Genomic DNA, 13,799 nt, shown 5'->3' on the forward strand with positions numbered 1-13,799 from the left:
ACTTATTATTATGAGCTTGTTATAACTAATATTAAAATCATGGGCATAAATAATCAATTAAGAGAATTAATTAAATCTGGTACTTTTGCCGGTATATTATTAATTATTGCTTTTACTTTAGCAATAATTGTCAGCAATAATATTTTCTTAGCAAAATATTATTCTTCTTTTATTTACAGTAAATTTTCTTTAACAATAGGAAATGTAAGTTTACAAACAACTTTTATAGAGTTGGTTAATGACGGTCTCATGACCTTCTTCTTTTTATTAATAGGTTTAGAGATGAAATTTCACCTAGTAGAAGGTGAATATAAAAATAAAAAAAACTAATATTACCTGCGGCGGCAGCCCTTGGAGGTGTGGTAGTTCCTGCCTTAATATACATGTTTTTTAATTATGATAAACCGGGATTAATAAAAGGATGGGCTATTCCTATAGCAACCGATACTGCTTTTGTCCTTGGTATTTTATCTTTTTTCAGTCGACATATATCTTTAGAATTACGAGCTTTTATTATAGGTTTCTCATTAATTGACGATGCTTTTGCGTTAATTATACTAGCCTTGTTTTACACTAAAACAATCAATACTCCGGCATTATTAATTTCCTCTGTAATTATATTCATCTTGTTTATATTGAATTATCGACAAGTTAAACAATTATTTTATTATATAATTGTAGGTTTATTATTATGGATTAATATGGTGGAGTCAGGTATTCACGGTACTTTATGCGGAGCTATTATAGCACTTTTTATACCTGTTAATATAAAAGGAGAATTTAACACTTCTTTTAAAAAACTTGAAAACTTAACTCGTCCTTTTGTAAATTACTTTATTTTACCGCTTTTTGTATTTATGAATTCCGGTATCCTTTTAGAATATTTTGTATTTAAAGGCGCCTGTTCCAACTCAATCCTTGCTTTAGTTTACGGGATAATATTTGGTTTATTTGTAGGTAAGCAATTAGGTATTATGCTATTTTCATATCCATTTGTAAAATTTAAACTCTGTAATTTACCAAGTGATACCTCATGGTTAAAATTTTATTCTATATCTATACTTGGAGGAATTGGATTTACCCTAAGTTTATTTATAGGTAGTATTACGTTTGAGAGTAGTTGTCCTTCAAACTCTATGAGAGCTGCAGTAATAATAGGCTCTTTAATTTCTGCATTATTTGGCGTAACCGTTCTAAAATATTGTACTAGCAAAGAGTAAAGAACCTAAGAAGCTCTACCTTGAGTAACAGACCCATTTTGTGACGGGTGTGAGGAGCGAAGTCTATAATAGGCAAGCCAACGAACAACAAAGACATTGTCGCATGGACCGATAAAACCCACGTGGTCCATAAAAACAATAAAAAATACTAATAATTTTAGTATTTTTAACTGGATCCCGTGGAAGGGCCACGGGATGACAGAGATAAAATTGATCTGCACAACAATGCTAACAACGAAGCACAAAGTGGGGATCAGTTTACTATACTCATTAAATAACGGTGATAGGATTTTAATAACATATCATATTTTTGTTTGGAAAAAACAGGATATGGCACTATATAGATATTATTAGAAGAAGGAATCGCTTTTTCAAGCTTATTTAGCATAAAAGGCATATTATAATTATGCTCTACTAAAATTATTGAAGTAAGATTGTAAGTTACAATAAAATCAACCGCTTTCTTAATATTATCTTCTTCAGACATTATTTTATTCGGAGCAAGTATTACCTGCTGTTCTATAACATTACGTTCCTTTAACAAATTTTTTAATTGCTCTGTAGATTCTATACCGGTAATAAATAATATAGGTGCATAGCCTGCTTTAAGCAAAGCAATACCGGTTTCAATTTTATGTCCTCCTCCTGCAAATACTATTATTGCATTAGTGGTATTACTATTGAGCTTATAAGAATTTATTAAATATAAATAATAACCAAGACCACCGACCCAAAGAGCAAAAATTGCTAAAATTGTGAGTAAAAATTTTCTGATCATTTAAATATTTTATTAAATTCAGTTTGAATAATTTTATCAAATTCAGACATTTCAATATGAATTCCTAACTGATTTAAAGATGTTACTAAAGAATTTTCAAGTCCACAAGGAATAATCCCACTAAACTTACTTAAATCTGTTGAAATATTTATAGCTACACCATGATATGTAACCCATTTTCTTACTCTAACACCTATTGCAGCAATTTTAGCAAATTCATCTTTCCTTACTTTTACCCAAATTCCTACTTTATCTTTAATAATATATGCTTTAATTCCAAAATAATTTAAGCTATTTATAATCCATTCTTCAAGCATTTTTATATATAGCTTTAAATCTTTGTGTCGATTTGGTAAGGCTAAATTAAGAATTGGATAAATAACACGCTGACCCGGTCCATGAAAAGTAAATTTACCGCCACGTCCTGTGTAAATTACCGGAATATCATCGTAATTTAATAATTCTTCTTGTTTATAATTAGTACCGGCTGTATATACTTCCGAATGTTCGACTAAATAAACAATTTCCGGCTCATTATCACTAATTACTCTGTTAACGTAATCTTCCATTAATTTCAAAGTAACTCGATAATCCATAAGATTCGATATAGTTATAAATCTTATCATATTAATTCAGATTTATATTTCAATATTAAGGCATCTAAAATTGCTATGGTTTCAGCATCCAAATCGCCGGAAAAATTACTAGGGCGAAAATGTATTTGAAACGAAATTATAACATCTTTCATTTTAGAATCTAAAATTCCAGTAGCTTCAAGTTTATAACCGTATGTAATAAATTTTTGCTGAATTGCTTTAATATCGGTTATGTCGACTTGAGGCAATAGCTTGTTAAAAATTTGCTCATCATACCATGCTCCAATATCGTTATCATACAATAGTTTCCAAGGAAATAGCGGACCAGGGTCCTGTTTTCTACCTGGAGCAATGTCAGAATGCCCAACCACTCTAGTGGGTTTAATATCATATCTAGCGATAATCTGTTTACACAAACTTATGACACTGTTAATTTGTTGCTTTGAATAAGGCAGCCAGGTTATATTATTGTTTTTTGCATTTATTTCAAATGCAGGATTTACGATTTCAATACCGATTGATGTATCATTAATACGCTCATGACCTTGCCAGTAACTTACTCCAGCATGCCATGCTCTATCATGCTCTTCTACTAATTGAAATATATGTTCAGGGTTTTCATTGTTTATTAAATAATGGCTACTTAACTTTTCACCGGTTAGAAAATCTAAAGACTGCTTAAAATCACACTGTGTATAATGTAGCACTAGGAATTTAATACGTTTATCAAACCCCACAGCCCTATAAGATGTTTTATCGATTACTATCATAGTTTAAAGGATGTTAATCTTAGTTAAAAACGGCTTTGTTGCATGGCTCTTATGTCGTTCCTGCGTAGTATTGTTGTGTGGGTCTGTTTATCCGTCATTGCGAGGAGCGAAGCGACGTGGCAATCTTATGAAATAATAACAAACTCCTGAGATTGCTTCGTCAATTTACTATTGTAAATTTCCTCGCAATGACAACCTTCAGTATCTATACAACAATACCTCCTCGCAATGACGATTTGGTATCTATACAAAGATAGCCCCAATATGACAAATGACAAGAAAATTTTTGATGGTGCCGGATATCGGATTTGAACTGATGACCTACCGCTTACAAGGCGGTTGCTCTACCACTGAGCTAATCCGGCATATTAATGTGATTATAGAGAAAGGATATGTGTAAAAATCATTCACGCACAGGCGAGCATTGTTGCGTGGATACTAAACCGTCATTGCGAGCGACTGCAAGGAGCGTGGCAATCTCAGGACTTTGGCACGAAATTGCTTCGTCAAAATTTTCAATTTTTCCTCGCAATGACGAAAATACACTATAAATTAAGCTTCTTTAGCTTCCTTTTTACTTGGTCTAGCTTTGCGGTTTTTTGCTTTAACTTCCATTTCCTTTTTAACTTTCTCAGGAAGAGTAACACCTGCTTGCTCAATAAATTTTGCGACTCGTTCAGTTGGTTTAGCACCGGTGCCAAGCCAATATTCTATACGATCTTTTTTTAAAACCACACGCTCACTATTATCTGAAGCAAGCATTGGATTATAAGTTCCGACTTTTTCTAAAAAGTCACCGTCACGAGGTGCTGTTGCGTTAGCTACTACTACACGGTAAAAAGGACGCTTTTTAGCACCGCCTCTAGCTAAACGAATTTTTACTGCCATATATTACTTACAATTATTTTATTTTTTCTTCTTTAAAAAGAACATGTTTTTTAACTACTTTATCATACTTACGAAAAGAAAGCTTCTCGGTTTGGGTTTTCGGATTACGTTTTTTTACCCAAAAAACACCTGTGCCGGCAGTACTTACTAGCCTTACCAAAACATTTTTATTTTTCTTTGCCATTATCTGACACCTTAAATCAAGATATTATTTATTAGACTTCTTGCATAACTTGCTTCTAAGGGTAATTTGTGCGTCGATCCGGTACTCGCATCCTCACGTACTAAAGTGTGCGCTGCGGTGGCAAGCACTTCCGTGTCTCCTACAAATTCCTCCTTATTAGCGGCGTTATACAAGAAGTCTATTGTTACTACTCAAGAAAAGCAGAATAAAACGAAATTGAAAAATAGTCAAGTAAAAACTAGGCATTGCAAAATAAAGAGAGATGCGTCATTGCGAGCAGCCGTAGGCTGCGTGGCAATCTAGTTTTAATGTCCTGAGATTGCCGCACTCCTTACAGTCGTTCGCAATGACGCCAATTTTTCAAATTAAACGAGTTACCGTCCAAATAAGCGTTCGATATCCTTAAGCTTCAACTCAATATAAGTAGGTCTGCCGTGATTACATTGACCTGAAAACGGCGTATTTTCCATTTGACGCAGTAAGGCATTCATTTCATCTGCCAATAATTTTCGTCCTGCTCTAATAGAATAATGACAGGCATAAGTTTCCGTCACATGCTCTATTAACTCCGTCAAAGCTATATTCTCACCGAAATCCGATAAATGATCAGCGAGATCCTGAATTAACTTTTGTACGTTTACATCTCCAAGGATATTTGGAATTTCAGTCACTATAATAGATTTCTCACCGAATTTTTCTAGAGTTAAACCAAGTTTATATAGTTTTTCTCTATTTTCATATAAACAATCTGCTTTTCTTTCATTTGGCAGTTCTACTATCTCAGGAATAAGCAAACGCTGTTTTATTAACTCTTCCGTTTTAAGGTAATCTTTTATTTTTTCATATCCTAAACGTTCATGTGCTGCATGCTGGTCGGTAATTACTATACTATCTTCGGTTTGTGAAATAATATAAGTAGTATGAAGCTGTGCTTTAGCTGCTCCAAGCTTATATTGTTTATGGCTTTGCTGCTCATGTTCTATACGTCTTTTTACTTCTTGTTCTATTTTAGCATGTGGTAGCGTATCAATTAGCTTCTGACAAGCAGTATTTGGCGTAGATTTAAAACTAGGCGACATAGCAGGTCTATAATCTGTCGGTTTACTATTCACGCTTACAGCTTTACTTACTGACGGTTGTTTGTTAGCTAAAGGATTTTTAAATAACTGAAGAGCATCAGAGGCAATAGTAGTAGAAGTAACATGGCTTTTATTCGTTAAAGCATTTTTAATTGCTTCTATTAATAAGTTTCGTACATAATTCGGGTCATGAAACCTAACCTCTGCTTTTGCCGGATGTACATTAACATCAACAAGTTGTGGATCAATTTGTAAGAATATAGCACATAGCGGATAACGATCACGAGTTAAATAATCCTGATATGCTACCCTTAAAGCTACTTGTAGCAACTTATCTTTTACCGGTCTATTATTGATAAATAAAAACTGATCTTCACTTGAAGCTCTATTATATGTCGGGATACTAGTATAGCCGCAAATAGAGAAATCAGGAGTTTTGAAATCTATATAAGCGGCATTTTTTATAAAATCATCACCTATTACATCGATTATACGCTGTTTTAGGTTAGTTTCTGCATCTTTATTTTGTCCTTTAAACTTTAGCAGATTTCTGTCATCATGTGTTAAGCTAAAAGAAATTTCAGGATGTGCTAGAGCGATTTTCTTAACCACGTCTACGGTTGCTGCAAGTTCAGTCTTGTCGGCTCTTAGAAATTTTAAGCGAGCAGGTGTTGCAAAAAATAAATCACGTATCTCTATTTTTGTACCTTCATTATGGACAGAAACAGTAACTTGTTTTTCATTGCCGCCGATTAACTTAATCTGAAATGCTTTGTCAGCCCCTTGTTTCTTAGAAGTAATTAGCATTTTGCTAATGGCAGCAATAGACGGCAGTGCTTCACCTCTAAAACCGAAAGTATGAATATTTAGGAAATCGCTTTCATCAAGCTTAGAAGTTGTGTGACGTTCAACGGCAATTTCTAATTCCTTATCAGTCATACCGATACCGTCATCGGAAATAATGATTAGATTTTTACCGGCACGTTCTAAGATAATATCTATTTTAGTACTACCGGCATCAACAGCATTTTCAACTAATTCCTTTACTACCGATGCGGGTCTTTCTATAACCTCACCGGCAGCAATTCGGTTTATAGTACTTTCTGACAGAAATTTTATAGTCATTTTGTTACTAGTTTAAATTTCTTGCTACAATACGGACAGATAACTTCCTTTTTCTCTTTATCAATCTCTAAATAAACTTTTGGATGGTCATATGGATATTCTTTGCCTTGACAAGATACAGATACATCAACACTATTAACAATTTTCATAAATTATACTCTAATTAAAATGAAGAGTAGACGAAGTTTAATTTGGAAAAGAGCTAGGAGTTCACAAGGCGAGGAACGGAGCATATATTAATATGTGAGTACCGTAGCCCTTGTAGAACGACAACGCCACTTTTTCAAATTAAACGAGTATATACATTATTTCTTTAAGTAAAATCTAATATAAGTTACTTTTAAATAAAAGACAAATAATACTTGATTAACTATATCATGCCGTGGCTTGTACCGGCTAAATCGTCATTGCGAGGAAATTGCACAGCAATTGACGAAGCAATCTCAGGAGTTTTGTTATTACTTCATGAGATTGCCACGCAGCCTACGGCTGCTCGCAATGACGATGTAGCCGGTACAAGCCACGGTTATTACACATAGCAGGAGGTGAAAATGAAAGACAAAGTAGCAGTTATTACCGGTTCTACTAGCGGTATCGGGCTTGAAATAGCAAAACATTTTGCAAAACTTGAGTCTAAAATAGTTATTAATGGTTTTGCAAAGGAGGCGGAAATAGCCAAAATTTCAGCAGAATTGAAAGAACTTGGAGCAAGAGCTGTATTTTATCAAGGAATAAATTTAGAAAAGCCAAATGAAATTCGCTCTATGTTTGAGGCAATAATAAAAGAATTCGGTAAAATAGACATATTAGTAAATAATGCCGGTATTCAGCATGTTGCTCCTATCGATGAATTTCCTGAAGATAAATGGGAGCAAATTTTGCGTATAGATTTAATAGCCTCTTTCTATACTACGAAATATGCAATACCGATTATGAAAAAAAACGGCTTCGGGCGAATTGTTAACATCGCTTCCGCTCACGCATATGTTGCATCACCTTTTAAGTCGGCATATGTAGCAGCAAAGCATGGTATTCTTGGGCTTACCAAAACCGTTGCTTTAGAAGTGGCTGAGAATAATATTACAGTTAATGCTATCTGCCCAGGTTACGTCAACACACCGCTCGTGCAGAATCAAATAGCAGATACTGCTAAAGCTAGACATATCAGTGAAGAATCGGCACTCCGGGATGTAATCCTTAAATCTCAAGCTACGAAAAAATTTGTAGAAGCTGATGAAATAGCAAACTTAGTAATATTCTTATGTGATGAAAAAGCATCATCAATAACAGGTAGTGGACTCTTGATAGATGGGGGCTGGACGGCACAGTAGTTTTTAATTCTTAATATTTGTTAGTTATTGAGAAATAACTAACAATAAAAATTTCTTGCAAAAATTTAATTTACTCCTTTACAGTTGAAATAAACCAAAATTTATCTAAGGAGGAATTTATGCCAGAAAAAAAACATCTACATTTTCAAACTGAAGAAATTGAATTAAATAGAGTAAAAAATGCCAAATTAATTCATTTTAAAGATGAACTGGGTAGACCTATAGATGGGCAGTTAGTTATAGGAGAAGTTGAAGAAGTAAAAGAAAAAGAATTTTCTAGACCCGTAGAAGTTGAGGTAAAGCGTAATTTAGGTAAGTTTAAAAAAGCTCTAGCTTATCTTGGAATTATTAAAAATACTAAAAAAGTTATTAAAGAAGAAAAATATACGGAAAAAGTAGTAAGCAAAGAAGAAAAAATTATAGGCACCTATGAATTAGGCAATTTTACTAATGATAAGAATTCCATAGAGAATTTTTTAAACAACTTAGATTTCCATGAAGAAAAACTTTACGCATATGATCTTAGTGGTACAAAAATTGGGGAGGTAGGTGATTTTGGAAAAGTAGTATTAGATGAGAATATTAAGCTTGATGAAACTATTCTTCAAAAAAATGGAAAAGTATTTGCTATTGAAAAAAATGGTAAATTCTTAGATTTAGAAGGCAAAGCTTTACAAAATCAAAATCAGTTTATACAAAAAAGTAGTGGAGTTTATCATTTAAGTACTGCTACAGACATAAGATATTTTGATAAAGATGAAGATATTAAGACTTCAAAAGGTGTTACGAATCTTAACACAAAGCCTGTAAAAAGTGCTCTTAAAGGTAGCAGAGAAGCTGCAAAAATAGGAGAAAAACTACGAAAACAACAAGAAGACCAAAAATTTGCAGGAATTAAAAAGCCAAAAGGTGCTAAACTTACAAAAGTAGGAATTCCGGTAGTTCCCACTAGATAGATAACTAGGTTATAAGTACTTGACCATTATAACGTGTATATTATAATAGTTATGACCAAATTAATATGCACGTTATAATAGTCATAATAAATATATGAAAAGGATTTATGAATTAGTAATAAAAAATCACTTGCAAGAAAATAGGCAAATGATTTTTATAGAAGGAGCCCGTCAAGTCGGTAAAACTACTTTAGCTAAAAAAGTAATAGATAAAAATTACTACTTAAATTGGGATGAAGAAAAGGCTCGTTTGCTAATTTTAAAAGGAACAACAGCAATAGCAGATTTTATAAATCTACATATTCCGGATCAAAATAACCCTATCGTGATTTTTGATGAGCTACATAAATTCTCAAACTGGCAAACTTTTTTAAAAGGATTTTATGATGTTTATGGAGAACAAGCTCACATTATAGTTACCGGCAGCTCAAAGCTTGGAGTATATAAAAAAGGCGGTGATAGTATGATGGGAAGATATTTCCCATATCGTATGCACCCTTTGACACTAGCTGAAGTAATAAAAAATTTTAGTAGTCTAACCAAAGAAATAAATCTACCAAAAAAAATATCTGAAGAACAATTTGAATCCTTATTTAAATTTGGTGGTTTTCCTGATCCTTATCTTAAGAATTCTTCCACATTTTGGCATAGATGGAAGAAAACTAAAAATACTCAGCTTTTTAAAGAAGATATTAGAGAGTTAACACAAATCCAAGAGTTATCTCAAATGGAAGTCTTAGGAAGCTTTTTGACTTCCTCTATAGGAGGACAAGCATCTTATAGCTCTCTTGCAAATAAAATTAAAGTATCGATTCCAACCATTACAAGATGGCTTGAATCATTTGAGTCGTTTTTTTATAGTTATCGTATTTATCCATGGTCAAATAATATTCCTAGAAGTTTAATAAAAGAACCAAAAATATATCTATGGGACTGGTCGCTTATAGAAGATATGGGAGCAAGATATGAAAATTTTATTGCAAATCATTTATTAAAATTCTGTCATTTTTGGAGTGATTTAGGATTTGGTGAATATGAATTATATTTTATTAGAGATAAACAAAAGAAAGAAGTAGATTTTTTAGTAACAAAAAATAACAAACCATGGATGTTAGTTGAAGCTAAAACTTCTTCAAATCAAGAATTAAACTCAAATTTAAAATATTTTCAAGAACTTTTAAATTGCCCTTTTGCCTTTCAAGTAGTACTTAACATGGAATATAAGGAAATTGATTGCTTCAGTTATAACTATCCTGTAATCGTTCCTGCTAAAACTTTCTTATCCCAATTAGTTTAAATGATATTTCAAAACTTTACACTTTATAAATGATGTAACTCGTCTATAATAACTAATTAGTAATTAAGTTATTTAAAGCCCGATGAATAGGTCTAAGTTCATTTTTTTATCTGCTATTTCAGGTAATGTACTCGAATATTATGATTTTACGGTATATTCAGTTTTTTCGTTGATTATTGGACAAGTTTTTTTTCCAGGTGAATCAGAATTCATTAAAACTCTTCTAAGCCTTGGAGTATTTGCGGTCGGCTTTCTGACAAGACCGATAGGAGGTATATTATTCGGTTATATCGGTGATAGATACGGTAGACGTATCGCTTTAATAATCTCGATGCTAGGTATGACTATTCCGACCTTTATTATGGGTCTTATACCCTCATATGCAAGTATTGGGATTTATGCCCCTATAACTTTAGTTATAATGCGGCTTATTCAAGGTTTATGTATTAGCGGTGAAGGAACGGGAGCGGCTATTTTTATCCTTGAACATCGTCAAAACTTAAGAGCCGGTTTTACGGCAGGGTTAGTACATGGTTCAAATATCGCAGGTACTTTAATTGCAACATTTATCGGTATTATAATTGAACGTTATTTTTCGCATATAGATTTTGCTTGGCGTTTTGCTTTTCTGCTTGGTGGATTTATGGGTCTTGCCGGATTTTACTTGCGATTACGTGTCTCGGAAACACCGATTTTTAAAATGCTTGAGAAAAAGAAACAAGTTCTTAAAGCACCTTTTTCCAATGTAATTAGAACTGCTTGGAGATCGATGTTTTTAACTATGTGTATAGGGGCTATTGCTAGCAGTGTTATGTATTTAGTAAAAACTTATATAAATGTTTTCTATTATAATGTAATGCATCTTAGCAATACTATTGCTTTATCATATTTAGCGTATAGTTCATTTATTGCAATGATAGCGATGCCGCTTGCCGGCGGTACTGCCGATATTATCGGAAAATTTAAAATGGCAATGCTTGTTGGTACTGCTATTTTGATATTGATTTTACCGACCATGTTACTTATGTCAGCAGAAGAGATGTGGCAACAAATTATAGCTCTTACAATGCTTGGTATGCTCGCAGGAAGTATAGCAGGTACGGCTTATATATTCGTTATATCCTTGTTTACGGCAGAACAAAGATTCACTGGTGTTGCTTTCAGCTACAATTTTGCAATAGCGATATTCGGCGGAACTTCACCTATTATTTCCCGTTGGCTTGTAGAGCATACAGGTTTATTTTATGCTCCGGCTTTTTATATCATGATCATTGCTGCTGTATTTTTAGTGATTATGTATATGATGAGGAAAGTAATTAAATCGTTGCTTAATAATTATGAAAATAGAAAATAAAGAAATAACAAGTAATTGGTTTACTAATTTACGTGATTTATTGTGCAAAGAATTTGAAAAAATCGAAGAAGAATATGCACAGACAAAAGGTTTAAAACCAGCTAAGTTTGTACGTACAAGCTGGCAACGTAACGGCGGTGGCGGCGGTATTATGTCTCTCATGAAAGGAGAAGTATTTGAAAAAGTCGGGGTTAATATATCTACCGTATTCGGTGAATTTTCTCCCGAATTCCGTAGTGAAATTCCAGGAGCAGAGCTAGACGGGAAATTCTTTGCAACAGGCATTTCATTAGTCGCACATCTTAAATCGCCGCTAATTCCTGCCATGCATTTCAATACTCGTTATATAGAAACTTCTAAAAGTTGGTTTGGCGGCGGTGGCGATTTAACACCTTTTTATCCGGAAGAAAACGAAACTGCAAAGTTTCATACAGCTTTTAAAGAAGCGTGCGATAAGTATGATTCTAGCTATTATCCTAAATTCAAAAAGCAATGTGACGAATATTTTTATCTAAAGCATCGAAAAGAGCCGAGAGGAGTAGGCGGAATATTCTATGATTACTTAAATAGTGGTAATTTTGAACAGGATTTTGCTTTTACGCAGGATGTAGGTAGAGCTTTATTGTCGGTATATCCTGAAATCGTTAGAAGTAAGTTATTTTTACCTTGGACAACTGAGCAGAAAGAATACCAACTTATAAGGCGGGGTAGATATGTAGAATTTAATTTGCTATATGACCGCGGTACTAAATTCGGCTTAATGACCGATGGAAATGTTGAAGCAATATTAATGTCGCTACCACCTGAAGTAAAGTTTAATTGACTTTTTGGAAGTTAATATAGAACCATAACCGAAATAGTAAAACGCTACGAAACCTCTGTCAAAAGTGAGAGTATTTTTTACAAAACTGATGCAATCCTTGGCTTCTAGCATTATTGCGTGGATTAATTTCATCTCTGTCCTCCCGTGGCTTGACCACGGGATCCAGTTAAAATACTAAAATTATTAGTATTTGTTTATTATTTTTATGGACCTAGTTAGCAAGCGAACTAGTGACACAGTGGGTTTTACCAATCCACGCAATAACGCCTCACGGTCTATAACAAATTTTTTTACTTTGTAAGTTTAGGCGGTAAATAATTTTCTGTTGAGATTACTTTCTTACCGGTTTTATTTTCCAAGGCCGTTTTAGCATTTTTAGCTATACCTCCTCCTATTTTACTTGCAATTTTATTTTCTTCCATGCCTGTTGCATTATTAGTTTCTGCTACCTGACGAGTAGATAATTCAGCAAGAGCAGTAAAAATTAATTCTGCTTCGTTCATGTGATCACGTAAATTTTGATTTTTTAAGCCCTTTATATTTTTGTGTTCTTTAATGCTTATACCTGTCCATTCTTGATGAATAATATTAGTTAATATAGCAAATTCACTCTCTTTCGTTACTTCATGATTTTTCCAATAGTCAGTTAATTTATTTCGTGTTTCCTGCTCCATCATACGTTGCTGAATCCACTTCTCACTACGCCCGTGTCGTTTCCAATTATCCCTTGCTCTATCAATTGACTTTTCCGGATCAGAAATTTCTTGAATCCTCTCATAACCGACTTTAGCAAGCCATTGTTTAAATGGTTCTGCTTTTGGAGACGGAATAGATTGTATAATACGAAGTAATGATTCTGTATTTGCACAATCTGTTTGATAATGTTTACCATCAATACTTAAAAGTTTCAGCTGTACGATTTTTTCGTACAACTCAGTAAATCCTTCAGTTTTTAATAATTGCTTTTTTAAATCTGACCAATATCGCCGTGGGATAGCACTATCAGTCAATGTTCCTACTACGTCGACTACTGAAAACCACCATTCATTATTATGCAAAATTCTTCTAATGGTTTTATCTTTAAAAATTACTAACTTATTAAGTTCATCGCTATTATTCATAATGTTCTATATTATTTTTTATGAATTATAGATATTCTAAATAAATTTTACAACTTATATTAGAAATAAAAAATCTTTTAGGTAAATAAACTGTTAGTTTAAATAAAATAAGTTATAGATTGACTTTTAAAGGAAATTAGATATAAACTTTAACTGAAATAGCAAAATGCTATTTTGGGGCGTAAGAACCTCTTAATCAACGTGGTATCTGTGTCGACCATAAAATGACACTATCCTCGGCTTTATTTTGGTCGGGGTTATAATAGTTATGTCCAAG

14 protein-coding genes, 1 tRNA gene and 1 pseudogene are annotated in these 13,799 nt (G+C 33.2%); 7 read left to right on the forward strand and 9 right to left on the reverse strand.

All coding sequences use genetic code 11. The features are described from left to right. Positions 1–39: 39 nt before the first annotated feature. Positions 40–1,220 (forward strand): annotated as a pseudogene (nhaA, locus tag ACNFN7_RS03360) (Na+/H+ antiporter NhaA). 253 nt (positions 1,221–1,473) lie between these two features. Here the strand turns inward: nhaA and ACNFN7_RS03365 are convergent. The 8 genes from ACNFN7_RS03365 to ACNFN7_RS03400 form a co-directional block, all read right to left on the reverse strand. Further along, positions 1,474–1,998: a YdcF family protein gene (locus tag ACNFN7_RS03365; protein ID WP_485440816.1), complete on the reverse strand. Its 525-nt coding sequence runs from the start codon at positions 1,996–1,998 to the stop codon at positions 1,474–1,476. Then, a complete protein-coding gene (gene lipB / locus ACNFN7_RS03370; RefSeq protein WP_485440817.1) occupies positions 1,995–2,624 on the reverse strand; it encodes a lipoyl(octanoyl) transferase LipB in 630 nt (209 codons plus the stop codon). The genes ACNFN7_RS03365 and lipB overlap by 4 nt, the downstream gene beginning before the upstream one ends. After that, the gene (locus ACNFN7_RS03375) at positions 2,621–3,364 is read right to left on the reverse strand and encodes an N-acetylmuramoyl-L-alanine amidase (protein WP_485440818.1); all 744 of its coding nucleotides are present in this window, start codon (positions 3,362–3,364) and stop codon (positions 2,621–2,623) included. The genes lipB and ACNFN7_RS03375 overlap by 4 nt, the downstream gene beginning before the upstream one ends. Before the next feature lie 290 nt (positions 3,365–3,654). Continuing rightward, a tRNA-Thr gene (locus ACNFN7_RS03380) sits at positions 3,655–3,729 on the reverse strand. Positions 3,730–3,916: 187 nt separating this feature from the next. Next, entirely contained in the window at positions 3,917–4,252 is a 336-nt protein-coding gene (gene rpsP, locus ACNFN7_RS03385; protein ID WP_040256643.1) for a 30S ribosomal protein S16, read from the reverse strand. A 13-nt stretch (positions 4,253–4,265) separates the two neighbouring features. Then, positions 4,266–4,436 carry a 50S ribosomal protein L33 gene (gene rpmG, locus ACNFN7_RS03390; RefSeq protein ID WP_485440819.1) on the reverse strand — a complete coding sequence of 57 codons (171 nt, stop codon included), beginning with the start codon at positions 4,434–4,436 and terminating at the stop codon, positions 4,266–4,268. 374 nt (positions 4,437–4,810) lie between these two features. Continuing rightward, positions 4,811–6,640, reverse strand: coding sequence for a DNA mismatch repair endonuclease MutL (gene mutL / locus ACNFN7_RS03395; protein ID WP_485440820.1), 1,830 nt, complete (start codon positions 6,638–6,640; stop codon positions 4,811–4,813). Then, entirely contained in the window at positions 6,637–6,789 is a 153-nt protein-coding gene (locus tag ACNFN7_RS03400) for a zinc-finger domain-containing protein (RefSeq protein WP_485440821.1), read from the reverse strand. Before ACNFN7_RS03400 ends, mutL begins: the two co-directional genes overlap by 4 nt. Before the next feature lie 213 nt (positions 6,790–7,002). Between ACNFN7_RS03400 and ACNFN7_RS03405 the strand changes: the two genes are divergently transcribed. The 6 genes from ACNFN7_RS03405 (at position 7,003) to hemF (ending at position 12,401) form a co-directional block, all read left to right on the forward strand. Further along, a complete protein-coding gene (locus tag ACNFN7_RS03405) occupies positions 7,003–7,179 on the forward strand; it encodes a hypothetical protein (protein WP_485440822.1) in 177 nt (58 codons plus the stop codon). A gap of 12 nt (positions 7,180–7,191) precedes the next feature. Beyond that, on the forward strand, positions 7,192–7,971 hold the full coding sequence (locus ACNFN7_RS03410) for a 3-hydroxybutyrate dehydrogenase (protein ID WP_485440823.1): 780 nt from the start codon (positions 7,192–7,194) through the stop codon (positions 7,969–7,971). A 119-nt stretch (positions 7,972–8,090) separates the two neighbouring features. Next, the gene (locus ACNFN7_RS03415; protein WP_485440824.1) at positions 8,091–8,927 is read left to right on the forward strand and encodes a hypothetical protein; all 837 of its coding nucleotides are present in this window, start codon (positions 8,091–8,093) and stop codon (positions 8,925–8,927) included. A 94-nt stretch (positions 8,928–9,021) separates the two neighbouring features. Then, positions 9,022–10,224 carry an ATP-binding protein gene (locus ACNFN7_RS03420; RefSeq protein WP_485440825.1) on the forward strand — a complete coding sequence of 401 codons (1,203 nt, stop codon included), beginning with the start codon at positions 9,022–9,024 and terminating at the stop codon, positions 10,222–10,224. 82 nt (positions 10,225–10,306) lie between these two features. Continuing rightward, entirely contained in the window at positions 10,307–11,578 is a 1,272-nt protein-coding gene (locus tag ACNFN7_RS03425; protein WP_410526782.1) for an MFS transporter, read from the forward strand. Further along, on the forward strand, positions 11,562–12,401 hold the full coding sequence (hemF, locus tag ACNFN7_RS03430) for an oxygen-dependent coproporphyrinogen oxidase (RefSeq protein ID WP_485440826.1): 840 nt from the start codon (positions 11,562–11,564) through the stop codon (positions 12,399–12,401). Before ACNFN7_RS03425 ends, hemF begins: the two co-directional genes overlap by 17 nt. A 290-nt stretch (positions 12,402–12,691) precedes the next feature. Here the strand turns inward: hemF and ACNFN7_RS03435 are convergent, their stop codons facing one another. Next, entirely contained in the window at positions 12,692–13,522 is an 831-nt protein-coding gene (locus tag ACNFN7_RS03435) for a BRO-N domain-containing protein (protein ID WP_485440827.1), read from the reverse strand. Between the last annotated feature and the right edge of the window lie 277 nt (positions 13,523–13,799).

The sequence above is a fragment of the Rickettsia sp. MAE-05 genome (assembly GCF_057319745.1).